Here is a 24,351-nt window from a genome sequence, read left to right as displayed (position 1 = left end):
ATTCAGTTTAGGAGGAAAAGCCGTGTTAGATGAACAAGCAAAAAAAACTATGTTACGCAAAATTCCCCACGGTCTTTATATTTGTGGTGTCAAAGAAGGGGAAGAAATGAATGGTTTTACTGTCAGTTGGGTAATGCAATCATCTTTTAACCCACCTTTAGTTGTTAATTGTGTCAAGCAAGGCACTACCTCCCATCAAATGATTCAAAACACAGGAGTATTTGCGCTTAGTTTTCTAGAAGAAGGACAACAAGATTTAGCAGCCAACTTTTTTAAACCCAAAACTAGGGTTGGTAATAAATTTGAAGATGTAGAATTTTATCAAGGTGCAGAAACTGGCTGTCCTATTATCAAAGATTCTCTTGGTTACATCGAATGCAAAGTTGTAGGTACAGTCGAACAAGGAGATCATACCGTTTATGTTGCAGAAGTAATTAGTTCTGGTATTCATCGCGAAGGTAAACAACTTCTGCTAGAAAGTACTGGTTGGCAGTATGGTGGTTAGTTACAGCAGTTTTCGTGCTTGGTAGACCACAGGCGATAAGTAAAAAGCGCTTCGGCGTCAGAAACGTGAAACGAAGGATCAAAGTAGAAGGTAGAGACGTAATATGTTACGTCTGTACAAAAGTAGAAAGTAGAAGGTTACTAATAACTGGTAATTAATCACTGGTAACTAATCACTGATAAATGTTCTGTTTAACTGAAAATCGCGGTAAGTTTAGGTTACGGATTGAAAATATGCCATCTTATTTAACCAATCATTTTGAAATAACCAACTGAATTTTATTAATAGTTATGCCTTTAATCAAAGTCAAATCATCTGTATCTGCACCAGATCGAACTATTGTTGAAAGTTTACTTAAAAATTTGTCGACTAAGTTAGCTAAACATTTAGGTAAACCAGAATCTTATGTCATGACGGCTTTTGAGTCAGATATTCCAATGACATTTGCTGGTACTTTTGATCCTGTCTGCTACGTTGAAATAAAAAGTATTGGTAAAATGACTTCGGCACAAACTAATGCAATGAGCAAAGATTTTTGTCAGCAGATTCAAGAGACTTTGGGTGTATCTGCTAATCGTATTTACATTGAATTTGCCGACGCACAAGGATATCTTTGGGGTTGGAATAGTTCTACTTTCGGTTAAGATAATTTGCTTTACTCGCTAAAGCCGATTTACCATTTCTTCATAATTTAAGTTTCGGCTTTATTATTTCTAGACAAAAGACTAGTATGAAAATTAGTACTTATAACGAGGTAAAATTTTAAAAAATAGAAGATAGTATTAAATAAGAAGATAATAAATTATTTTAAATTCAACATATAAATACAAAATTTAGTAACAGTTTAATCTTTAAAGTTTTGCTTACACCATTTTAGTCCAGCAACAAATGTTGGGCTTTTTTTTGCTTAAATGAAAAAGATAGCAGTTCTCATTTCTATGAGGTAAATCCTAAAATATTAATTTTTGTTGATAGTTAATTGTTAATTGTTGATTATTCATCCCTCATAATTACTAATTACTAATTACTAATTACTAACTGCTCATTGATAATGGTGTACCTTACCAATAGGAAAAACGTTAGACTCTCTTTATAAATCAGTTAACAATCTTGCTTTCCTAAGTAAAAATTTCAACACAGTTTCTTCGTTGGCAATGATATCAACTCTGCCTTCCATTCCCAATTGAAGCGAACACTGATTATTCCCATGACCTAAAACAAGACTTTCTGGTTCGATGGTTACTTGATAAAAAGCAGTTTCGCCTGACTGAATTTTAGTTTGAGCAGTAGCTGAAGTAACAGCCGTATTTATGGTATCTGGAGAAAGTTTACTTACTACGCCTTTAATAATTCCGTAATCTGGATAGGGACAAGCAGATACTCTTAACTGTGCTAGTTGACCAGGTTTTACTTGACTAATATTTTGGGCGTTAACAGAAGCTTTAACGACTAAAGGAGTATTACTAGGAGCAATTTGAGCAATTTCTTCACCTGATACTACTCTCTGACCTGTATTGCGTAAATTTAGTTGAAAAAGAATACCGTCGGCGATCGCTTTAATAGCAGTTTGATCGAGGTTTTTGTTTATTTGTTTAAGTTCGTGTTGGTCACGCGATCGCTGTTGTTGAATTTCAATTTGTTGTTGAATTAGAGCTTCTTTTTCTCGTTGTAGGTTAGCTAGATTAGATTGACCGATCGCTTTTTCTTGAGCAATATTCTCTTGAGCGATCGCAACTTCGGCGTTACTTGGATTGAGTGCTGTTTGTACGCTTTGTAGTCTTGCTTTAGCAGCTTGAACGGCTTGTTCTTGTTGTTCTACGGCTACTTGTGCTTCTTCTAATTGATTTTTAGACAAAGCTCCTGCATGAGCTACTATTTGATAGCGATTTCGTTTGGAGATAGCAGCGTTTAAGGCAGCTTGAACGGATTTTAGATTAGCTTGAGATTCTGTAACTTCAGCACTAGTAGTAATTAATCGGTCTTGATATTCTCGAAGACGACGACTCAATTGAGCTTCGGCTGAAGAGATTGTGCGATTAAGGCGGTCAGTTTCTGCCGAGATGCGATGATTTTGTGAGTTGATTTGAGCTTGAATTTGTTTGAGTTGCAAGTTGGCTTGTACAATATTACTTGTTAACTGACTTTTGCGGGTTTCTAGGGAAGAATTATCGATAATAGCTATAATATCTCCTTTTTTGACGGTTTGATTTTCTTTGGCTCGAATATCTACCACTGAGCCTTCAGTTTCGGCTTCTACCAGACGTAATTCTCCAGCAGGACGAATGTTTGCCTGAGCTTGAACAGTAACTTTGTAGGGAGTAACAGCAGCAAGAGCGATCGCAATTCCTACTGTACCAGCGAGAAATAGTCCGCTAAGTCTTGTCCAAAGACTAATTGGTGGCAAAAAATCATTTTCTTGAACTACAGGTAAAATATTTGGTTTTGCTAAAACTAAATTTGATTGTTGCTGTTGAGGATTAACAATCACTACTGAAGATTGGGGGTCTAACTGTGGTAAGGGTTTTGTTTGTAGTGAAGGAATAACTTTAACTAAGTTGGTTTTTTGTTCTGTAGCTAAACACTCTCTAGTTACATACTTCATCACTATCGGTTCGAGGGTGAAAAGTTGCTGACCATTGTTACGGATTATTTCTACAAGCGATCGCCTTAACAGAGATTCTAAAGCTTTAGTGATTTCTGAAGTGTATACTTTTAGTTGAAGTTCTTGTTGCAATTGTTCGCGGGTCATTGGTTGAGTGTGACGAGCCAGAATCTTCATAATCTGTTGCTCAAGTTCAGATAAACGCTGAAACTGCCGGTCTAAAAGATTTTTAGAAACATCATCGACAATCACCTCTAAGTAAGTTTCTTGGTCGAAAAATTCAATCACACTACCAGCAAAAACATCTTTAATTGTGCTTGCTACCAATTTAAGTTTTCTGGGATTACCTCGATAAAGAGTGATAATTTTGTCCCAAAGATGTTCATCCAATAAACCTTTGTCTTTTAAAATTTCCCTTGCTGGTTTTCCCAAACCTTGTAAATTTAAACAGTGAACCCAATCTCCTGATAACAGTGCTATGTCAGTAGGTTTTTCAGAACTATTAATTACTAAGCAACTTTGATGGGGTACTTCGGCGATTGTTTTGAGTAGTATTTGATAATGCTGATATTCTTCTGGTGTTTCCAAGATTAACTGCCAATCATCCAAAATGATTAAACAACGAGCAGTTCGTAAATATTTAATTAATTGGGAAATATTACTATAGATATCTGGTTGGAAATTAGTTACTTCTTCAGCAGAAAACAATTGAATTAATTCAGCTAAAAGTTGCTCAAAAGAAAGATAACAACGCAAACTACGCCAGATAACAAAATCAAACTCTTGTTGGATCTCTTTGGCTACCTTCGCCGTTAAAAAAGTCTTACCAATACCGACTGTGCCGACAATAGTTACTAATCGACACTGCTCTTGAATAATCCATTGCTTGAGAATTTGTTGTTCTTGAGAGCGTCCATAGAAAATGGAGGCATCTGGTGCATTTTCCCAATCTTGGCGTGACTGACAAATTTTGTATCCTGCTGCTTCTAACCATTCAGGAATATCTCTATAACTTTCTACTTCCTTTGGTGTTCTACCAGTCATGATTTGGATACATCGATGTAATTTCCAAGTCAGGTTAATGATTAATGCATAAGGTTCTCCATTGAGAAGACTAGCTATTTGTTCAGGACTGTAATTGCAAAGCAATCCCCGCAGACAAGTTTTTTCCAGAGGAGTAAGAGGCGGTTGATTATTCTGATTTTGTCTAGCAAGATTAATATCGGCGTACAGTCTTAAGAGTTCCCAGTGAGTTTCAGCTTCAGAAAACATTTGTTTTACTCTCTTACCATCAAAGCATCAAAAATTTCAAATGTTCTCCAGCTTGATAGCGTAATTTATCTAAAGAACCTTGAACTTTTAAACGTCCTTGCTCTAGTAATACAATCCAATCTGCTCGCCCAATTACTGGAGGACGGTGGCTAATCATAATTGTAGTTTTACCCTGTCGATGAAATAAAAGATTTTCTAAAACTTCAGTTTCACTAACTGGATCGAGCGCACCAGTAGATTCATCTAAAATTAAAACTGGTGGATTGTTGACAATAGCTCTGGCGATCGCTAATCTTTGTCTTTGTCCTCCAGATAAATTAGAACCAAATTCTCCTAAGACAGTTTGATATTTATCGGGTAGTTTACTAATAAATTCATCAGCACCAGTAATCTGACAAGCTGCGACAATACACTCAAAAGGAATTTCGGGATTGCCTAAGCGAAAATTTTCTGTAATCGACCGACTCCAGAAATGAGCATCTTGAGGAACTAAAACCACTTGTTGTCTTAAACAATCAAGAGCAAGATCTTGTTGATTATAAATCCCGAAGCGAATATTACCAGACTGAGGAGAATATAATCCTGCAATCATTTTGGCTAAAGTGCTTTTGCCACAGCCAGATTTACCAATCAAAGCGATCACTTGTCCGCCAGGAATGGTAAGGGAAAAGTCTTCTAAAAGATCGACTCTGCCAGGATGATGAAAGTTGAGATTATTACAAATAATATTGATATTGTCAGAAATTTTCACCCAAGGTTTTGGTTGTTCTTCGACAATTTCTGGTGTAGCATCGATTACTTCCGTAAGACGTTGGGTAGCAGTTTTGACTCGGGTAAATTCATCGATAAAACTAATCGCCGTACTAATAAAAGTAGTGAAATTGGTGTTCATGCTGTTGAATGCCAACAATTGACCGATAGTCAACTCTTTACCAATCACTAAGCTACTACCAAACCAAAGCAAAGCAATACTACCAATATTAGAAACCAGGGTAGAAAAAGTGCCGTTGATGATACCAATCTGCATAGTGCTGAAAGTAAAATTGGCAAAACGACTAAAACGGTTTTGTAATTCTTCCCAAAATTGAGGTTCAGCAGCCGTAGTTTTGAGTGTAATCGCACCTTTAAACGTTTCCACCAACACACCTTGATTTTCTGCTGATAGTACTAAAAGGCTACGAGTCTTTTGGTGGAGAGTGGGTAAGAAAACTATAGTAGAAACAGTCATTACCAAAGCGATCGCTATTCCTACCAATGCAAGTTTGGCACTGTAAAACACCATGAAACTCAAGGAAACCACAGCAATAAAAAATTGACTGGGTAAACTAACCACTACTTGAGCAACCAGTTGATTAATCGCTTGAATATCTTCTAAACGGCTAACAATTTCGCCACTACGACGCGATTCGTAGTATTGCAAAGGCAATCGTAAAATTTGTCTACCAAACTCCAAAATCAATCCTAATTGCAATCGTTGAGAAAAGTGAGCAATTAAGTTAGATTGAATCAATTGAAGGCTACTACTAACTAAATGCATTACTACTACCGCAATAGCAACTCTAGTTAATAATTGAGTATCCCCACGAACTAAAACATCATCAGTTAAGATTTGCAATAAAAAAGGAGAAGCAAGAGATAATAAACCCAGGATGGAGTTAAGTAGTAAAGCCTGACCGACTATCCCTCGATAAGGAAATACTCGCTTGAAAAAACGTCCAAAACCACCTATTTTGTCTTTTTCATCTTCTTGAGTAAAAAAGCGGATAGGATCGGGTTCTAAAAGCAGCATTACCCCATCTAGCCAAGCTTCTACTAAAGATTTGGTATCTAGATAACGAATCCCAGTAGCAGGGTCAGCAATAACGTATTTTTTGCCTTTTTTACCGTATAAAACTACCCAGTGATAACCTTTCCAGTGAATAATCGCTGGCAGAGGCATAGCTTGTTTATTGATAACTTCGATGGCAGCTTTGACTCCTCTAGCATTAAAACCAAGTCTGTTTGCTCCTTGTTTTAATCCCAATAAAGTAGTGCCTTGTTGTCCGGTTCCTACTGCTTCTCGAATACTATTAATAGTAAAGGTTTTACCGTAAAATTTGCTAATAGAAGCTAGACAAGCTGCACCACAGTCTTCTTCACTGTGCTGTCTAACCGACTGATATTTCATTGGCAGATAAATTTAGAGTTAATTAACTTCTACAAAAAAGGTCTTGAAAAAATCTAAAAAATAATTGACTATAGCGATCGCGTATGAGCCAGGCGAAGCCTGACCACTTTTGAATCAAATCTGAGTTTCTGTTTAACTATTAACTAACCTGTCTCAATATTTTTTCTTTAAAACTGATTAATAGTTTTAGATAAATTTAGATTTGAAATAATTTAGTAAAGACGTATCATACTACATCTATAGAATCGAAATGAAAATTGCTTTAAGAAAATTTGGTACTTTTAATTATTCTTTTGCTAAGTAACTACAATAACCATAACGAGCAATTTAAGAAGAATTCACCTAATCTCCATTAGCATTTATTAGGTTGAAGCGCCTCGCTGTAAATCTTTCGCCCTTAAAATTTTTGGGTTATTCTGAATACGTAAACACAAGAAAACAAGTTTTACCGCGATTTTCAGTTGAATAGAACACATACCAGTTATTACTTTTTACTTTTTACTTTTTACTTGTCGCTTGTGGTCTATATAATTAAAAACTGCTGTAATGATCAGCCGTTCGGAAAAACATCACAACCCGTTAGAAAATAGGTAGATGGTTGTTCAAAAAATTCCCGAGGAAATTTAGGCATTAGGTAATATTTACCACCAGCTATAGTTTCCATCTCAATATCTATTAATTCAGTAATTCCCGCAGGGTTTTCTGGTAATTGAGAGCGTTGTTCTTCACTGAGACTATTCCAATAGTTTTCATCTTTCCAAGCGCGAATAATATCTTGGTTAGACATACTTTTTCTCCTTTGATTTGGATTACGTTTTTAGCCAACATCAACGGTTGTTAATTTAAAATACGTAAACTTTAAAAAAAATATGCATGAATTTTTAGCCATTTGGAAAAACATCTTTCCAAGTGTGAATGATATTTTCGTCGGACATGGTTTTGTCTCGTTAACTAAAAAATTGATTCAAAAGACACGGTTGATGCAAACTCCATTTTTAATTACTTTGGTGATCAGACAGTTGAAATTTTGTTTGGTGATACACACCTGAGAATGATTAGAATTAATAGTACAATTGCCACGGGAAGAAATTTTTAAACCACCTACAATAAGTTCCATCTGTTCATCAGATAGTTCAATTATTCCTGCGGGATTTTCTGGTAAACGCGATCGCATTTCTTCACTGAGACTATGCCAATAATCTTCATCTTTCCAAGCGCGAACAATATCTTGGTTAGACATAGTTTTATCTCCTTCACTACAGAATCAACTCAAAATATTGCTTAGATCAGGCTAATTCATAGTGATAAAACGGAAAAATGCAAAGGGAGCTTCAGGTGCTTCGGGGACAACAGGAGAGCAATGAGAGCTTTATTTTATATTTAATTTTGCTCTGGTACTTAGTGCGCTCACGCAGTGCCTTGCTGAAAGCGAAACAACGATATTCTTTGGTGGTTCAAACAACAATACAGAAGGAATAAGTTTTGGTTCAGCTAAACGAAGCAATTGATAGCCAATGCCTGCTAGTCCTGTCATCAATCCTGGTGTTTCAACTCCCAAAGGTACACCGCAAAGCCATCCATATTGATCGATACTGTTAAGAACAACGCTAGCAAAACGCTCAACCTGAGTTTGCCACTGCGGTTCATCGAGAACTAAACTAGCTTGCAATAGTAATTCCAAATTACCTAAATCTCCATGACACAGAGAATGATTGCTGCCAAATCCACCTTTAAGAGTAGTCTCAAGAGCAGTATTAATCTCTGAACGTATTTCAGCATCATCAAGATAGGTCAAAGAATGTAGTCTAGCTAATCCAATTCCTACTGCCCCATGACACCATGCAATCATACAACTGCCTCGGTTCTGATTACGAGATAAGACTGTCTTGCTAAAATCGCGTAGGTCTGGCCAATTACCCATTTCAGGTAGAAAAAGACTACGTTCGTAAGCGATCGCTTCAACTGCTGCTGTTTTAAACCGTTTTTGCCCTGTTACTGCCCATAATTCCAGCAAGGCTAATGCTATTCCCGCAGCACCATGCGCTAAACCAGTCAGTGGTTTTGACTCGGAAGCTGGTATTGTCCAACCAATACCTTGAGGCATTTTTTCGGCTTTAAAAAGGAGATGATCGCCACAAGCAATAGCATTAGTTAGGGTAGATTCAGAAGCAGTACAACGATACAGTGCCAGTAAACTAAGTAAGCATCCGGCCGCACCAGCAATAAGATCTAAACCCCGATCCTGCTCAATTAAAGGTGGTAGAAGCTTCACTAATTCTTCTGCTTCGCTCAATAAGTCTGGTTTGTCCCACAATATTCCTAACTGTGTCAGAGTATAAATTATGCCTCCCCAACCATCATAAGCACCAATTGATTTGAGCAATGATTTATGGGGTTCTAGTTGGCTTCTAATTGTGTTCAATGCAGCTTGTGCTAATGAAGTATAACGTTGCTCTTGAGTGAGCGCACCTAGATAAGCTAAAAATAAAGTAATTCCTGGTAAACCATTGTAAAAATCCAATCCTAAAGGCACAAGACTCCAATAGCGATCGCCTGTAGCTGTTAAACCAATCCAAATAGCATCATCTTGACCATGCAGTGCCAGTTGTTCTAGTCGATCTGCGATCGCAACAGCAGCTTTTAACACTTGTTCCCGATTAGCTATACTCTGCGGTTCACTCAAAGGATAATGAGGAAGTTTAGCTTGTTCGGAAGACATGGCTAAGGAAGCTAGAGAAGACTTAATAAAATGGATTTGCTGCTTAAGATCGTTCTCGTTCAAGTTTTGTAAGCGACGTTGAACTAACTCCATCCCTGATTCTGTGCAAAAATCAACAATGCGATCGCCAGAACTAGTAAATAAATCACGGGAACTAGGATGTATAGTAAACATCGGAACGTCACCATTCCATAAATCTTGACGTTCGGCAGAGATTACTTTAACTAAGTGAGATTGATGCTCAACTCCAAACCAAAGGCGATCAAATAAACGTTCTCTTTCCAGTGCATTACGCAACATTTTGGGATGGTTTCCATCTTTCAATAACATCGCGTAAAGTCGCGTTGGACGTAGAAGAAAACGCGCTTCATCCTCAGCAAATTTTGCTAAAATTCCTTCAGTAGCAAGTAACTCATCTCGATGTTGCAGCAGTAAATTATAAATCTTAGTAAATCCATCAACTATAGCCTCAGCATAATCGAGTAAATCGACTTCTTTGCCATTTAATTTAGGTCGATTATGTGCCTCTGGAAGCTCCATTCGTTTACGCTTTAGTCGCATTTGGTCTGTACCTATTTCCTCCCAATAGGGAACTTCATTGGGCAATAGTTGCCCTTCTTGACCACCTAAACCGCTAATATCAAGACCATCATTCTCTCCATTTGACCAAATACGTTGTGGTAATAAGCCGATGCGTAAAACAGAGTCATTATAAAGAACTTCGTTGGCAAGTAAATGCGATTGTTTCAGATCGATGTTGCTAGTTCGAGGACGGAAAAGAGATTCTAAATCTACTAAAACAGGATGTTCACCAGCAGCTATCAAGTTTTCATTGTGAAAATCGTTTGCTTCTAAAACATAGAGGAGAGCTAAATAACCTCCCTGTCTTTGATAAAAACGATCAATTTCTGTTGCCGAGGTACAACTATCAGGCATAATAAATTCTACCCAACCATAGGAATGGCGATTGAGAACTTTAAATATACGAAATGGTGGATGATTACCTCGTTGATTGAGCCAAGTTAAGAGTTGCTGAAAATGTTCGTCTATCCCTAAAGATCTTGGCTTATAAACTAGTTGAAAACCAGAACTAAATTTTGCGATCGCAACAGAACGACCTTCTCGATGACTGTCTCCTTCTTCTGCTCTTACTTCTATCAATTGACCAGGCTCTTGTTCGGGACTGAAAGTGGCTTTAATTTGCTCCCAATCAGTACTAAGATGCTCAAGAAATTCCTGACTAAATCTCACCCACTGCTCGATACTAGTTACCAATTGACGAGCCAAAATGGGATACTCTTCTAGAAGAGTAAGTAATTTCTTCGGTTGACACAGTTGTTTAATAAAACTGTAAAATCTTTCCTCTGGAGTATTTCCCACTAAAAGCTTTTGCAATCCTGCTATTTGGAGTTCTAAAACTAGAGTACGACTACAGATACTAAGCAATTTTCCTGGTAAATTAGCATAAAGCACCTCTACAACTGTATTAGGTTCAAAAGGTAGCTCATCGTGTGTTTGGCTTATTTTTTCAACTACTCGCTCTAGCTTCTTACGACCTTCATCAATCAAAGGTTCAAGAGCATACAAAAATAAACTTATTTCTTTACCTTTGATCTGTTCTGAAGGAGGTAAAGGTTTAAGGTCATCATCAGTAAGAGTAGAAAATATTTTAGCAATATGATTTAACCAATCTGGAGGATCGGGACAACCCTTCTGTACAGATTCAATTGGTTCACCGAGAAGGAAAAAAAATTCTTCCTCACTAATACCATCTAGTTCCAGACGTTGAAAAAACAGAGAATCATCTTGATTAAATGGAGCTTGAGAACGCCAACGCTGCATCCGTCGTTGAGCCAATTCAGAGTTAATTTCTAAGTTTGACTTGTGCTTCCGATTTGTTTTGACAGAGGTGACTCTTTCACTCAACGTCATGGCATGATACCAAGCAGAAGTTTGAAAATTTAGTTGATTCATTTAATAAAAATAATTATTTAATTAACAGGAACCGCCAATGTTACTGATGCAAACGGAAGCATTATTAGAATTAATGTTGCAAGTTGCTTTTTCACCAACACTGATATTAAAGTTGAAGTTGACGTTTATATTACAAGCAGCAAAGCTATTATCTTGCAAACCACCACCGCTAACGCCTTCCATCTGTTCATCAGATAGTTCAATAATTCCTGCTGGGTTTTCAGGTAATAGTCTTAGTTCTTCTTGATTGAGATTGCTGTAATAATCTTCATCTTTCCACGCACGAATAATATCCATAGACGATCTTTTTTAATACTTTTAAATTGACCTAAAAAACCTAAAATTAATAAATACTAAGTCCAATTGAATTGTTACTAAACCCAGACTTATTGATCAGGTGAGTTACAGCAGTCTTTTCGCTTGGTAGTTGATTATCTAACCTGAGTTCGGGATAAGCTAGAATCTTAATGTTCTGGTTGGCTGAAAGTGCAATTCTTTTGTAGAATCGATGCCAAAATGTTCTTAACCCGAACTGACGTTACTTAACTGAAATTGACTGTAATTAACTCACCTAATTTTTTTAAGTGTGGTTATTCATGATTGAACAATTAGCAAGTTGCACCAAATCCTGATGCACTGAGACAGACAATAGCAGCTTGGGAATTGAGATTACAGGCACCAAATGAATTAATATTCACAGCACCACCTGCAACAATTTCCATATCTTCATCAGATAACTCAACAATACCGATTGGGTTGTCAGGTAACTGGGAACGTTGCTCTTCACTTAGGCTGCTAGAATAGTCTTCGTCTTTCCATGCACGGATAATATCGCTATTTGACATGGTTTTTCTCCTTTAGTTAAAGTAATTAAGAGGATGTGAAACTAATTTTGGGTTTCAGATTTTTGTTGCCAAACTAGAGAACGATTGCAGTTAGCTAAACTCTTGATTGTTCCTCTGTTTGGTAACTGCATTAACAATAACGGGCAACTCAGTAAGAATTCACCTAATCTTCATTAGCACTTCATTAGGTTTTTGATTAGGTTGTTTATTCTAAAATTTTAAAAAGCGATCTCTTGTTGATTTTCTGGAAAAGTTTATTGTTGGTTGAGAAGATTTTTCTAAACAAATTTACAAAATATAAAGATTAGTAAAGAAAAAATTAATATTTTGCATAATAGCCACAATGTTTGGCGTAAAAGTTTTTGTGTCGCTTGGTAATTTTTTATAAGTTATCAATTTTATTTGAAAGCGAGCAACAATATTCCAGTTTATAAAAAGTTTTGACTATTATTACTAGCTTGAACTATGAACAAATTAAATCACAAGAATGTCCAATTGGTTAATGATTTATTTTCAGAAGCTAACCAGAGTTGGGATGTAAACAACTTATATAAAAATCTAACTAAAGTAAAGCAAGTTGGTGCTGCTAAGAAAGTAGAATTAACTGCTGTTGAAAAAACAATTCTTCGTGGTTTATTGTGTGGCTATTCTCCTCAACAAATAGCTAATGAAATTCATTGGACATCTGGTTCTCTCAGTGTGGAATTAACTAAGGGATTGTATCGATATATTGAAACTTTAACCAATCGAGATTTAAATACCTTGAAAAATTGGAGAGATATAGTCAAATGGTTAGAAGAAGCAGGATATAAAACTTCTCAACCACAACAAGATTCATTAGAAGAGTTAAATATTTCTAGATTTTATGGCAGAGAAGAGGAATTACAACAACTAGAAGAATGGATTGTTGAGCAACGACACCGTCTTATTCTATTATCAGGTATGACGGGAATAGGTAAAACTACTTTAGCAGCTAAGTTAGCCAAAACAATTCAACCTAAGTTTGATTATGTTTTTTGGAAAACTATTCGCCATGATTCTTCTTTATCTTCACTTCTAAATAATTTACTAAAATTTTTTACGGGCAATCATCAAAATCATTTATCTTTAACAATCAATGAACAAATTTCTCTATTGATACGTTATTTATCTTGTTATAGATGTTTAATAATTTTTGATGGTTTAGAAGCTATTTTAGAAGCTAATAAATTGGCTGGTTTTTATCAAGAAAATTACACTAATTATAGTCAATTCTTGAAAAGAATAGCAGAAGAATCTCATCAAAGTTGTTTAGTTATTACGAGTCAGGATGAACCAGCAGATCTGTTTTTGTTACAGCAAAATCCGATTAAATCTTTATCAATAGGTAGTTTAGGAACAGCAGCAAAAGAAATATTTAGAGAGCAAGGTCTTGCTGAACCGCAATTATGGCAATACTTAATAATTCGCTATTCTGGTAATCCTCTGGTACTAAAGTTAATAGCAGCAATTATTAAAGATATTTTTGGTGGTAATATCTCTGATTTTTTAGGCATGAAAACAGAAATAGATGTGATGCTTCCCACCCTATTTAAACAACTATTGAGTAAACAGTTTGAACGTTTATCAATCTTGGAAAAACAGATTATGTACTGTTTAGCAACTCATCGCCAATCAGTTACTCTAAAAAAATTACAAGAGTATATTAAACCGCCAGTTTATTTATCAGATTTAACTCAAGCATTAGTTTCTTTAAAAAGGCGATCGCTTATTGAAGTTAGTTCTTTATCTAACAAAAGTGCCTTTACTTTACAACCTTTGGTAATGAAGTATGTTTATAGAGAAAGCCAACAACTAATGTGAGTTCTGGTTGACACTCCGCGCTTTAAAAAGACGCGACGCGGATTCTTGCTTCATAACTCAGCCCTTATCCTTAGCAGCTAATACTTCACCCAAAAAGAAGTAAAAATTATCCACTTTAACTAGGTTGATATACTCGACCACAACTATGATCGCTATTTATTTCAATTGCTAGATTTACCCAATCAGCATTATGGATCAATGGAGTAATAAATAACTCTGGATGAAGCGATCGCCAGAAATATTCTACAAAGCGATCTATTTCTTCATTACTCATGCCTGATTTTCCTGTGGCAATCATTTTTTGTTCGGCTTCTTTGCGCCATTGTTTACTGAGACGATAATCAACAGGGTAAAGTACAATTAAACGATCTAATCTATCCCACAAAGGAAGATATTCTTGTAATTTTTCGTTGATATCTTGAGCAAATAAGCGATCTTCTGAAGTAATAATTGGATCAGGTGGATTTTCAAATGCAGTTTGTTCTACAGGACGAGTACCAATAAACCAACCCTCGAACAAAACCACATCTACAGGACTAAAAGATTCAAACCCTGCGCGATCGCCTTGTCCCCCAAAAGCAGATTTATCAAAACGGGGTACTAAAATTGGTTTAGTGCGGTTTGGTTGACGAAATTCATCTAAAATTTTAATGCCTAATTCTACGTCATGAGTACCAGGAGGACCACGCCAAATTAAACGAGGGTCTTGTTGTTGTAATTTTTGTCTGTCGGCATAGGTTTTGTAAAGATCGTCAATGGAAATGGCTACGCTTTTAAGATCCAAATGGCGTAAAATGAGGCGAATTACCGCAGCTAAAGTGGTTTTTCCCGTGCCTTGTCCTCCTAAAATACCTTGAATCAGAGTACGTCCTAATTCTTGCTGACAACTAGCTAATTGCATTGCCAAAGGTAGCCATAGTTGCCATAACAAACTCAAAATATAATCATCAGATTGAAAACCCAAACTGCGACACAGTTCTAATACTTGGTCAGAAACTTCAATCAATAATTGCGATCGCTTTTCTAGTTGCTTTTTGCCATTTTTTTGAGTAATACCAAACGCTTTAGCCCTAGTAGAGTCAGCTAATTCAACTTCCAGTAATTGTTCGATTACTTCTTCGTTGGGTGATTTTGCTTGCCTCAGTAATTGATGATTCATAGCAGATTTAAGAACCAAGCTTGAAAGCTTCCAGAAACAAACTATAAGTCAAACCAATCTTGAATAGATTTACCACATCAACCAATAAAGGTCTTCTTAAATTAGTTTCTGTGCGGTCACGACTAGGACGACGATAAACGAAATTACTCAGTAATTCTGTAAAAAATAATATCAGAGCAGCACCAATTACATCCCATGAAGCATCTTGTCCAGCAGTTGTTGCGATCGCAGAACCCATAAAAAAGCCAAACAAAATACTAATTATTGACAATGCAAATCGTCGCCAGGGATTACTAAATAAAAGTTCTATTCTTGCTCCGACTACATCTACTAAGCTATTGAGTCTAGTACGTTGCATGAGATTTAGAGCTATTTTCAGTTTAATAAAACACAGTTGATTTGGTTCTTGTGACTGGAAAATAATCGAGCCAGAACATAAGAACTACTTTCATTCCTGCTGGTGAAATTTTTTCATCTTGACTGCCTCCTGCCTGATTAATAAATTAATTAAGCAGTTTTAGGTTTAGCAAAATTTTATTTGGTAATGCGATTTAAGAGAATCAAAGAGGTGACAATTCCAGTAAAATGTGCAGCGATCGTATTAGTATTAGCTTGAACAATCAACAAATCGGCTGCATTAACTAAACGATTAGGATCTACGTTAATCCCAATTGATTGAGGAACGGTAATAACCTTGAGCAAAACAATTCCCGATAAAGCTTCTGCACCTAAAATTGAAAGCAACATCCCTACTAAATTTACAATTAAGCCGTAGCGAATAATCGTGAGAGTATCAGCTTTCTTTGGTCTTCTAGCTGGATCGGCACTTTGCATTTTATTGGCAATTTGGATGTAGCGAAAAGAGAAGAAAATACCTACAGCCAAAAGAATGACACCACAAAAAGCACAAAATATTCCTAATTCAATCCCAGGAGTTTTTTCTTTATTCCCAAATACACTAGCAGCAGCAACTAAGAGTAGTACAGTAGAAACCACTCCTAATACTATTTGTAACCAAAAGCCAATTCTGCCCAATTGCTTTAAATTATTGGAAACTTTTTGAATTTTGTTAGATGGAGCAGAAGAATAGGCACTAAGTTCAGAATCTCTGTTCATACAATTTAGCGATCGCAAATGACATCAAGTATAAGATGAGAATGTTTTTATCTTAATAGTTATTATCTTGATCGTAAGCTATTTCTGGGTAGGAAGCCTACATCTCGGTGTAGGTAGTTGACTTAGTGCAATCTAATTTCTGACTCTACTCAGGCATCGCCCCCACAGAAAGGAATCAAAATTTCCACGTTGCAACCGCAAAGCATTCTCTTTGAAATCCTATTTGTTGAATTCTCGGTATTGCAATAGTTGCAAAATCTTTAGTTAAAAATTGTTAAATCTAAAAATATAGTTAAAATTTTATTGAGAATAAGCTAATTTTTTTAACCTATTTACGTTGTTTTCATGGTATGATACTAGTGTTTGCTAAAAAACAGCTTTTTGATTTGTAAACTTGGCTATTGTTTTCTATTTTAAAAGTTTACTTTTCTTAAACAAGCTTCAACCAAGTGATATCATAAATTTTAGTAATTTCATCAAATCAATAATTAATTTAACTTTACAAAAATTAGTTTGAGCTTATTGACTAAGTATTAATACTCTGTTGACAAAAAATATAGTATTTATCAAATCGATCAAATACAAAGTTATTGTTTATTTCTGCACCAGTTACCAATCAACGATTCACAATTAACTATTAACTAAATTAATTTTATTTTTATGAAATTTATTGGTGTTGATTTAGGTTGGTCGTCTGGTGCTAGTGGTTTATGTTGTTTAGATTGGCAAAATAATCAATTACAGATATTAGACTTAACTTGTTTATTAGAAACAGAAAAAATATTAGCTTGGATTGATAATTGGGTTGCACCACAAGAACCAGCTTTAATAGCAGTAGATGCACCAACAATTATTCCTAATCAAACAGGAACAAGATTAGCAGATAAATTAACTCATAAATATTTTGGTCGTTATCATGCAGGTTGTTATCCCGCTAATTTAAATCGTCCGTTTGCTCAAAAAACTGTTGGCTTTGGGATAAGTTTAGAACAAAAAGGTTTTCTGCACGCAGCAACAATTACACCTCAACAATTAGGTAGATATCAAATCGAAGTTTTTCCTCATCCAGCAACAATTAATTTATTTGGTTTAACTAAAATTTTGAAATATAAAAAAGGAAAAATAGCTGAAAAACAAATAGAACTAATTAAATTGCATCGCTACATCACTACAGTCTTACCAACTTTAACTCCTCAACTTCACTTAATTTTAAATCAAACAAATTCTCCCCTATTCCCATTTATTCCTGACTCAATTAAGGGTACTCAATTCAAAGCGATCGAAGATCAGCTAGATAGCCTTCTTTGTGCTTATATTGCTGCTCATTGGTGGTACTGGGGAGAAGAACGTAACTTGGTTTTAGGTAATCTTGATACTGGTTATATTATTGTTCCTGCACCACATCAAAATTTAACCGTTTAAAAAATACCGCTCGCTGGTAACTGACCTAAAACATGGCACAATTAGATACGTTTCTAAAAAAAAAATTAACAGCAATCTCCATTTAAAATTAATATGAGTGCAATACTTCAAGCTCCTCCCAAAACTGCTCGCGTCGTATTTCCCTTCACTGCCATTGTTGGACAGGAAGAAATGAAATTAGCTTTAATTCTCAATGTGATCGATCCTAAAATTGGCGGTGTGATGATTATGGGCGATCGCGGAACAGGAAAATCAACCACGATTAGAGCTTTAGCCGATTTATTACCTGAAATCGAAGTTGTCGCTGGCGATCCTTTTAATAGTGACCCTAAAGACCCTGACTTAATGAGTGATGAGGTCAAACAAAAGTTAGAAAAACAACTTCCAATCGAGATTGTTAAAAAGAAAGTTCAAATGGTGGATTTACCCTTGGGTGCAACTGAAGACCGAGTTTGTGGCACGATTGATATTGAAAAAGCACTTTCTGAAGGGGTAAAAGCTTTTGAACCAGGATTATTAGCTAAAGCCAATCGAGGCATTCTTTATGTTGATGAAGTTAATCTCCTTGACGATCATTTAGTAGATGTTTTACTTGATTCGGCTGCTGGTGGTTGGAATACAGTTGAACGGGAAGGTATTTCGATTCGTCACCCTGCTAGATTTGTGATGGTTGGTTCGGGTAACCCAGAAGAAGGAGAGTTACGTCCTCAATTATTAGATCGTTTTGGAATGCACGCAGAGATCCACACGGTTAAAGAACCAAGTTTAAGAGTCCAGATTGTGGAACAAAGAGCAGAATTCGATAGTAATCCTGTGGCATTTTGTGAAAAATACCAACAACAGCAAGAAGAACTTCAAAATAAAATTGTTCAAGCTCAACAACTATTACCTGAAGTGAAAATTGATTACGATTTGCGGGTGAAAATTTCTGAGATTTGTTCAGAACTTGATGTCGATGGTTTACGAGGAGATATTGTAACTAATCGTGCAGCTAAAGCGATCGCAGCTTTTGAAGGTCGAACCGAAGTTACCGTTGATGATATTCGTAGAGTAATTGTTCTCTGTTTACGCCATCGACTTAGAAAAGATCCTTTAGAATCAATTGATTCTGGTTATAAAGTGCAAAAGTCTGTTGCTCGGGTATTCGGTCTAGAAGTAGAGGAATAATTATATTTAAAAAAGACGTGGTAGTGACAATTCATGAATTGGCACTACTTATCGATTAAATTTAAATTAGTTAGTTAATTGTTAAGCTAAAAGACTAATTTTGTTTAATTACTGCTAAAAAAGCCTCTTTAGCAGCAGCTTGTTGTGCTAATTTCTTGGTGCGTCCTTCACCTTTGCCTAAACAAGAATTATTTAACCAAACTTCGGCGATAAATCTGTCTTGAGAAGATTGACTAACTTGATTTTCTTGAACTTGATATTGAGGTAAAGTTTTGTATTTACTTTGACTCCATTCTTGCAGAGCATCTTTATAATTTTGGCGTGCAGGATCGCAACGAATTTCTTCTGCTTTAAGTTTAAGAATGTCATCCAACCAAGGACGAACTAATTCCATTGTTTGGGTACTAAGATATAACGCGCCTAAAACTGCTTCAAACGCATCTGCTAACCAAGACTGCCTACCGATGGGGTTTCCTGTTGCATTTGTGCCGAGCAAAAGATAGCGTTCAATACCATAATAATCTGCTAACTCAGCTAAAATGCGATCGCTTACTAAAATTGAACGAATGGCAGCAAATTCGCCTACAGGTTCATCAGGATAGGTTTCCAGTAAAATTTCTGCTGCTGCTAAACGAACTACTGCATCGCCAACAAATTCTAATTGTTGATAATTTTTTTCTGAAGAAATACTGGGATGAGTTAAAGCTAAATCTAATAATGACCAGTTAACTGGTGAAGTAGCTGGTAAACCTAGTTTTTCAATTAATTTACGCAGTTCTTTTTGTCGTCGAGGATCTTGCACTATTCTTTCTTCACCAAAGCAATTAGGAGAGTAGGAAAATAAGCCGGATTTTGTTCCCAGTTAAAGACATAGTATACTACGTCTTATTGGGGGTAGTTATCTATCTGGGATGGCTGTTACCAAACATCTCTAGCGGTTCACCTAAAACGGAACTGGAAAAAGACCAACCATTGTTCCTTCGACCTTGCTCCCAACCGGGGTTTACCGAGCCAGTACCTCTCGATACTGCTGGTGGGCTCTTACCCCACCTTTGCACCCTTACCTTTTCCAATTATCAGTTTTTTTTTACTGTTGACTGAAAAAAAGGCGGTATGTTTCTGTGGCACTATCCTCACAGTCGCCTGTACTGGGCGTTACCCAGCAAGTTTGGTCTTTCGGGAGTCCGGACTTTCCTCAAACTTGTCAATCAAACAAGCCTGCAACTACCTCACCTACTCTACCTCTAACTATATTAGTTTATTTTGATTATTTATTATTCAGGCAAATCATTTACACCTGTCAAATATTCAATTATTATTTCTAGTTTGGCATTTAATTGATTGAATCGATGTTCTGAAGTTTGCTCTAAACGATCTACTTTTCGATCTAAATTACTGATACTAGATTTAATTTCATCAAGATCGTCTTCTACAGCTTCAAATGCTAAACTAATACGTCCTCTTGGTTCAACATCAAGTTCTAAAGTTTTTAATCGGCTTTCTAAGTTGTTGATTTTCCTTGAATTTTGATTAATTTTTCTATTTTGTTCTCTTTCTTGTTCACTCATTGTTATACTTTTAATTAAGTTTTGAATCTGGAAGTTTTTCCGTTAAATCGGAGAGACTTTCTTTTTAGTTTATACTAAGCAATAGCCAACAAATGCGGGAAGCAAAACCATTACCGTCAGGCTTATCCCAACAAGAAAATTTCGATACTTTTCTCGATATGCAACCGCGCAATAAATGTGATCGCCAAGAGCGAGAATTCCCAAAAATGCGATCGCAGAAAAACTAAAAGAAAAAAGAGGTCAAACATTGCGAAGACCCCTCAAAAGATTTAGATTGGTTTGACTCTACTTCCGTCTATAACTAACCGCTTTTGCCGTTTTGTTCGTGGTTAAAACGAGGTTGAATTACACCATAACCACCATGATTGCGGACGTAGATAACATTAATTTCGTTAGTATCTTTGTTGAGAAACATATAGAAATCGTGATCGACTAATTGTAGTTGTTGTAAAGCTTCTTCAATAGTCATCGGTGGCATGGAAAAATATTTCATTCTGACTACTTCATTTGGTAGTTCAGGAGAGCGATCGCTAAATAAATCGTTGGCAACAGTTCCTTCTGTAACTAACTCACCAGTTTTAGTAGCAGTTTGGGTTTTTTGGTCAAGTAATTTTTCTTTATATTTGCGTAATTGACGAGCAATTTTATCAGATACCATATCAATGCTGGCATACAGATTTTCACTGCCTTCTTGAGCGCGAATTACTGTTCCATTAGCATATACAGTTACTTCTGCTTTATGTTTATTATTAACACGAGCGTTTTTGGCGACAGAAAGATGTACGTCGACTTTGGTAGTTATGTTTTGATAATGTTTAACTGCTTTTTCTAATTTGTTGTGAACATAGTCATTAATTGCATCGGTAACCGTAATGTTGTTGCCTTGGATCAAAAGCTTCATACTCGACACTCCATGCTACAGTTTTTAATTAAAATAGTTGATCTGGTGAGCAGTTTTTGATGATGATGTCTGCTTCCAAAAATTTTGAGAAGATAAAAATCCCCCTTAAGCGTGATTTTTTTTCTTGATCGCTTAAGTAAAAAACTATTAATTTTTTCCTCGAAAATTGTGAGTTTCAGACTAGCGAAGAAATCTTATAAAAATAGATCCTGTAACTCAATCAGCCTTGATAATTTTTGGATTTTCTTAGTTTTATCAACTTTTTTTCCAACAAAATTCAACTGGTTAATAGCTTCTTAACTCCTTGAAAAACAATGTTGAGTAATACCTTTCTTTCTGATATCTTATATCAATAGATTAGCATTTTGTATTTTCTAAAACATCAATTTTTTTAATTCTTTTAAATTTCCTTTACATATTTTTATATTTTTTAAATTGACACAGCAACTAAATTTAAATACAACTCAAAACACTAGAACATGTTTACTTAATAATCAAGGCTTAGTTCCTTATACTGTTGCATGGGAGTATCAACATTCTTTAGTTGAAGCTAGAATTAATAATCCTCATTTGTCAGATGTGCTGATTTTACTAGAACATCCACCTGTCTATACTTTGGGGAAAGGTGCTAGTCTGAATTTTTTAAAATTTGACCCAAAACAAACTAATCAAGAATTATATAGAATTGAAAGAGGCGGAGAAGTAACTTATCATTGTCCTGGTCAATTAGTAGCTTATCCAATCTTAAATTTGCGCTTTTATCAAGCAGATTTGCATTGGTATCTTCGACAACTAGAAGAGGTAGTCATTCGGGTCTTAAATCGATATCAACTGAAAGGATACCGTATTCCTGGATTAACTGGAGTTTGGTTGAAAGGGGCAAAAGTTGCAGCCATTGGAATTAAAGTCCGCCGTTGGATTACCATGCATGGTTTCTCCCTGAATGTTTGTCCAGATTTGACTGGTTTCCATCAGATTGTTCCTTGTGGAATTGACAATAAACCTGTAGGCAGTTTGGCTCAGTTTATTCCTTCTCTTACTGTAGAACAAATTAAGCTAGATCTAATCGAAATTTTTGCTGAAGTTTTTCAAGTTAAGATCATTAATTAGTTTTTATATGTCTTTGTTTCCTATTAATCAGGCAGTTCAAAACAATCAACTGTGTGATGTTCGGTTGGTAGCGACCGACATGGATGGTACGCTAACTTCACAAGGCAAATTTACGTCTAATTTTTTAAAAGCTATAGAAGTATTAGCGCAAGCGAACATTGATGTTGTTATTGTAACTGGACGTTCAGCAGGTTGGGTCAATGGAATTGCTCATTATTTACCGATTCGAGGCGCAATCGCAGAAAATGGTGGCTTATTTTATGATGCTTTAACTTCACACAGTGAGTTACTAATTAATTTACATAATCTTGGTGCTGATCGTCAACACGGTGATGAAAGATGGCGGGGAAATTTTACCCTCTCTCACCGTCAAAAGTTAGCTGAAATTTTTCAAGTTTTGCAAAATAAATTTACTTCTATTCAAGAATCAGCAGATAATTGTTTTCGCTTAACTGATTGGACTTTTGATCTAAACCAATTAACTCTTGTAGAATTAAAAGAGATGGCAAGTATTTGTCAAGCAAACGGTTGGAGTTTTACTTATAGTAATGTCCAGTGTCATATTAAGCCTTTACTACAAGATAAAGCTCTGGGATTACAACAAATTTTAAAACAATATTTTCCTCAGATCAATCATCAACAAATAATCACTGTTGGTGATAGTCCCAATGACGAATCTCTCTTTAATCAAACTTTGTTTCCTTTATCTGTAGGTGTGGCTAATATTTTAGATTATTGTGATGTGATTCAGTATCAACCAACTTATATTACTAGCAAATCGGAAGGTGAAGGTTTTACCGAGTTAGCAGAATTAATTTTAAAACAAAAAACAAAATTTAAAATGTAGAATTAGGATTTTTTGATAGTAATGAATAATAAAAAAGTTTTAGTAATTGGTGGTGGCAGAATTGGTAGTAGTGTTGCCCAAGATTTGCTTAAACATACTGATGCAGAAATAATTGTTACTTCTCGGCAACCAAAAATATTACAACCTCCTTTGCAATTTTTACAATTAGATCTAGATAATTTAGAACAATTAAAAAAGGCAATCGAACCTGTAGATTTAGTAATTCATTGTGCTGGGCCTTTTCATTATCGAGATGGTCGAGTTTTAAAAACTTGCATTGAAACAGGAAAAAATTATCTTGATGTTAGCGATCATCGTTCTTTTTATGAACAAGTTATTTCTTATCAAGATGAAGCTGTAAAAGCAGGAATAACTGCTATTTTAAATACGGGGATTTTTCCAGGTATTTCTAATAATATGGTGCGTCAAGGAGTTGAACAATTTGATCAACCAGAAAAAATTCATTTAAGTTATGTTGTAGCTGGTTCTGGTGGTGCTGGTATTACTGTGATGCGAACCACTTTTTTAGGATTGAGAGAAAAATTTGAAGCCTGGATTGATGGTAAATGGCAGAAAATTTTACCTTATACAGAAAGAGAAATCATTGAATTTCCTAAACCTTATGGTAAAACTGGAGTTTATTGGTTTGATGTTCCAGAAACCTATACCTTTCCTCACTCTTTTCCTGTCAAAACTGTTGTTACTAAATTTGGTTCTATTCCTGATTTATATAATCATTTAACTTGGATTACAGCAAATATTTTTCCATCAGCTTGGATTGAAAGTAAAAAAGGAATTGAATTTTTTTCTCGCGTTAGTTATTCAATGACTTCGGTAACAGATCGTTGGAGTGGAATTGGGGTAGCAATGCGAGCAGAAATTACAGGAATAAAAGATAATAAACTGAGAAAATATTGCTCAACCATGACTCATAATAATACTGCGATCGCAGCAGGTTTTGGTACTGGTAGTGTGGCGCAATTATTATTAGAAGGAAAGTTAAATCAACCAGGTATTTATCCTGTAGAACAAGCTTTACCTACTAATCTATTTACAACTGCTATGGATAGTCGTGGAATTGAAATCGATCAGCAATGGATTGATTGAATTTTTGTTGATAGTTAATTACTAATAT

22 protein-coding genes and 1 other RNA gene are annotated in these 24,351 nt (G+C 35.6%); 9 read left to right on the top strand and 14 right to left on the bottom strand.

The genetic code is table 11. The features are described from left to right. Window positions 1-22: 22 nt before the first annotated feature. Both STA7437_RS05935 and STA7437_RS05930 read left to right on the top strand, forming a co-directional pair. Window positions 23-505 carry a flavin reductase family protein gene (locus STA7437_RS05935; RefSeq protein WP_015192466.1) on the top strand — a complete coding sequence of 161 codons (483 nt, stop codon included), beginning with the start codon at window positions 23-25 and terminating at the stop codon, window positions 503-505. Window positions 506-795: 290 nt separating this feature from the next. Then, window positions 796-1,149, top strand: coding sequence for a phenylpyruvate tautomerase MIF-related protein (locus STA7437_RS05930; protein WP_015192465.1), 354 nt, complete (start codon window positions 796-798; stop codon window positions 1,147-1,149). A 446-nt stretch (window positions 1,150-1,595) separates the two neighbouring features. Here STA7437_RS05930 and STA7437_RS25820 read toward each other — a convergent pair whose 3' ends face one another. The 7 genes from STA7437_RS25820 to STA7437_RS24725 form a co-directional block, all read right to left on the bottom strand. Continuing rightward, the gene (locus STA7437_RS25820) at window positions 1,596-4,379 is read right to left on the bottom strand and encodes an HlyD family efflux transporter periplasmic adaptor subunit (protein ID WP_015192464.1); all 2,784 of its coding nucleotides are present in this window, start codon (window positions 4,377-4,379) and stop codon (window positions 1,596-1,598) included. 19 nt (window positions 4,380-4,398) lie between these two features. Further along, window positions 4,399-6,546 carry a peptidase domain-containing ABC transporter gene (locus STA7437_RS05920; RefSeq protein WP_015192463.1) on the bottom strand — a complete coding sequence of 716 codons (2,148 nt, stop codon included), beginning with the start codon at window positions 6,544-6,546 and terminating at the stop codon, window positions 4,399-4,401. Window positions 6,547-7,096: 550 nt separating this feature from the next. Further along, the gene (locus STA7437_RS25815) at window positions 7,097-7,333 is read right to left on the bottom strand and encodes a mersacidin/lichenicidin family type 2 lantibiotic (RefSeq protein WP_015192462.1); all 237 of its coding nucleotides are present in this window, start codon (window positions 7,331-7,333) and stop codon (window positions 7,097-7,099) included. 177 nt (window positions 7,334-7,510) lie between these two features. Beyond that, a complete protein-coding gene (locus STA7437_RS05910; RefSeq protein WP_015192461.1) occupies window positions 7,511-7,786 on the bottom strand; it encodes a mersacidin/lichenicidin family type 2 lantibiotic in 276 nt (91 codons plus the stop codon). Window positions 7,787-7,915: 129 nt separating this feature from the next. After that, a complete protein-coding gene (locus STA7437_RS05905) occupies window positions 7,916-11,239 on the bottom strand; it encodes a type 2 lanthipeptide synthetase LanM family protein (RefSeq protein WP_015192460.1) in 3,324 nt (1,107 codons plus the stop codon). Window positions 11,240-11,260: 21 nt separating this feature from the next. Beyond that, window positions 11,261-11,536 (bottom strand): mersacidin/lichenicidin family type 2 lantibiotic, encoded by a 276-nt coding sequence (locus STA7437_RS24730; protein WP_015192459.1) that lies wholly within the window; start codon window positions 11,534-11,536, stop codon window positions 11,261-11,263. 311 nt (window positions 11,537-11,847) lie between these two features. Continuing rightward, window positions 11,848-12,084, bottom strand: a complete 237-nt coding sequence (locus STA7437_RS24725; protein ID WP_015192458.1) for a mersacidin/lichenicidin family type 2 lantibiotic — start codon at window positions 12,082-12,084, stop codon at window positions 11,848-11,850. A gap of 465 nt (window positions 12,085-12,549) precedes the next feature. On the opposite strand from STA7437_RS24725, the gene STA7437_RS05890 reads away from it, so the two are divergent. Next, window positions 12,550-13,926: an NB-ARC domain-containing protein gene (locus STA7437_RS05890; protein WP_015192457.1), complete on the top strand. Its 1,377-nt coding sequence runs from the start codon at window positions 12,550-12,552 to the stop codon at window positions 13,924-13,926. 115 nt (window positions 13,927-14,041) lie between these two features. Here the strand turns inward: STA7437_RS05890 and STA7437_RS05885 are convergent, their stop codons facing one another. From STA7437_RS05885 to STA7437_RS05875, 3 genes are all read right to left on the bottom strand, one after another. Next, window positions 14,042-15,085 (bottom strand): hypothetical protein, encoded by a 1,044-nt coding sequence (locus STA7437_RS05885; RefSeq protein WP_015192456.1) that lies wholly within the window; start codon window positions 15,083-15,085, stop codon window positions 14,042-14,044. A 7-nt stretch (window positions 15,086-15,092) separates the two neighbouring features. Further along, window positions 15,093-15,443, bottom strand: a complete 351-nt coding sequence (locus STA7437_RS05880) for a DUF565 domain-containing protein (RefSeq protein ID WP_015192455.1) — start codon at window positions 15,441-15,443, stop codon at window positions 15,093-15,095. Window positions 15,444-15,619: 176 nt separating this feature from the next. Beyond that, complete coding sequence (locus tag STA7437_RS05875) at window positions 15,620-16,201, bottom strand: DUF3611 family protein (RefSeq protein WP_015192454.1); 582 nt, start codon at window positions 16,199-16,201, stop codon at window positions 15,620-15,622. A 660-nt stretch (window positions 16,202-16,861) separates the two neighbouring features. Here STA7437_RS05875 and STA7437_RS05870 point away from each other — a divergent pair. Together STA7437_RS05870 and bchI are read left to right on the top strand one after the other, a co-directional pair. Beyond that, the gene (locus STA7437_RS05870; protein ID WP_015192453.1) at window positions 16,862-17,623 is read left to right on the top strand and encodes a DUF429 domain-containing protein; all 762 of its coding nucleotides are present in this window, start codon (window positions 16,862-16,864) and stop codon (window positions 17,621-17,623) included. Between the two features lie 93 nt (window positions 17,624-17,716). Further along, a complete protein-coding gene (bchI, locus tag STA7437_RS05865; protein WP_015192452.1) occupies window positions 17,717-18,790 on the top strand; it encodes a magnesium chelatase ATPase subunit I in 1,074 nt (357 codons plus the stop codon). Window positions 18,791-18,884: 94 nt separating this feature from the next. Here the strand turns inward: bchI and rnc are convergent, their stop codons facing one another. The 3 genes from rnc to STA7437_RS05855 form a co-directional block, all read right to left on the bottom strand. Further along, window positions 18,885-19,595, bottom strand: a complete 711-nt coding sequence (gene rnc / locus STA7437_RS05860; protein ID WP_041619209.1) for a ribonuclease III — start codon at window positions 19,593-19,595, stop codon at window positions 18,885-18,887. Window positions 19,596-19,615: 20 nt separating this feature from the next. Continuing rightward, window positions 19,616-20,030, bottom strand: an RNA gene (gene rnpB, locus STA7437_RS25140) — RNase P RNA component class A. A gap of 34 nt (window positions 20,031-20,064) precedes the next feature. Continuing rightward, the gene (locus STA7437_RS05855) at window positions 20,065-20,358 is read right to left on the bottom strand and encodes a hypothetical protein (protein WP_015192450.1); all 294 of its coding nucleotides are present in this window, start codon (window positions 20,356-20,358) and stop codon (window positions 20,065-20,067) included. Between the two features lie 92 nt (window positions 20,359-20,450). Here STA7437_RS05855 and STA7437_RS27375 point away from each other — a divergent pair, with 92 nt between their 5' ends. Next, a complete protein-coding gene (locus STA7437_RS27375; protein WP_281169255.1) occupies window positions 20,451-20,585 on the top strand; it encodes a hypothetical protein in 135 nt (44 codons plus the stop codon). Window positions 20,586-20,659: 74 nt separating this feature from the next. Here the strand turns inward: STA7437_RS27375 and hpf are convergent, their stop codons facing one another. Beyond that, window positions 20,660-21,259 carry a ribosome hibernation-promoting factor, HPF/YfiA family gene (gene hpf, locus STA7437_RS05850; RefSeq protein ID WP_015192449.1) on the bottom strand — a complete coding sequence of 200 codons (600 nt, stop codon included), beginning with the start codon at window positions 21,257-21,259 and terminating at the stop codon, window positions 20,660-20,662. Between the two features lie 435 nt (window positions 21,260-21,694). Between hpf and lipB the strand changes: the two genes are divergently transcribed. From lipB to STA7437_RS05835, 3 genes are read left to right on the top strand one after another with little or no spacing between them, the layout of a single operon-like run. Then, window positions 21,695-22,369 (top strand): lipoyl(octanoyl) transferase LipB, encoded by a 675-nt coding sequence (lipB, locus tag STA7437_RS05845; RefSeq protein ID WP_015192448.1) that lies wholly within the window; start codon window positions 21,695-21,697, stop codon window positions 22,367-22,369. Window positions 22,370-22,376: 7 nt separating this feature from the next. Continuing rightward, on the top strand, window positions 22,377-23,216 hold the full coding sequence (locus STA7437_RS05840) for an HAD family hydrolase (protein WP_015192447.1): 840 nt from the start codon (window positions 22,377-22,379) through the stop codon (window positions 23,214-23,216). 21 nt (window positions 23,217-23,237) lie between these two features. After that, window positions 23,238-24,323 (top strand): saccharopine dehydrogenase family protein, encoded by a 1,086-nt coding sequence (locus STA7437_RS05835; protein WP_015192446.1) that lies wholly within the window; start codon window positions 23,238-23,240, stop codon window positions 24,321-24,323. The last annotated feature ends 28 nt before the right edge of the window (window positions 24,324-24,351 follow it).

The sequence above is a fragment of the Stanieria cyanosphaera PCC 7437 genome, from assembly GCF_000317575.1.
In the GTDB taxonomy this organism is placed as follows: Bacteria; Cyanobacteriota; Cyanobacteriia; order Cyanobacteriales; family Xenococcaceae; genus Stanieria; species Stanieria cyanosphaera.
This window is presented reverse-complemented; position numbering and strand designations above follow the sequence as displayed.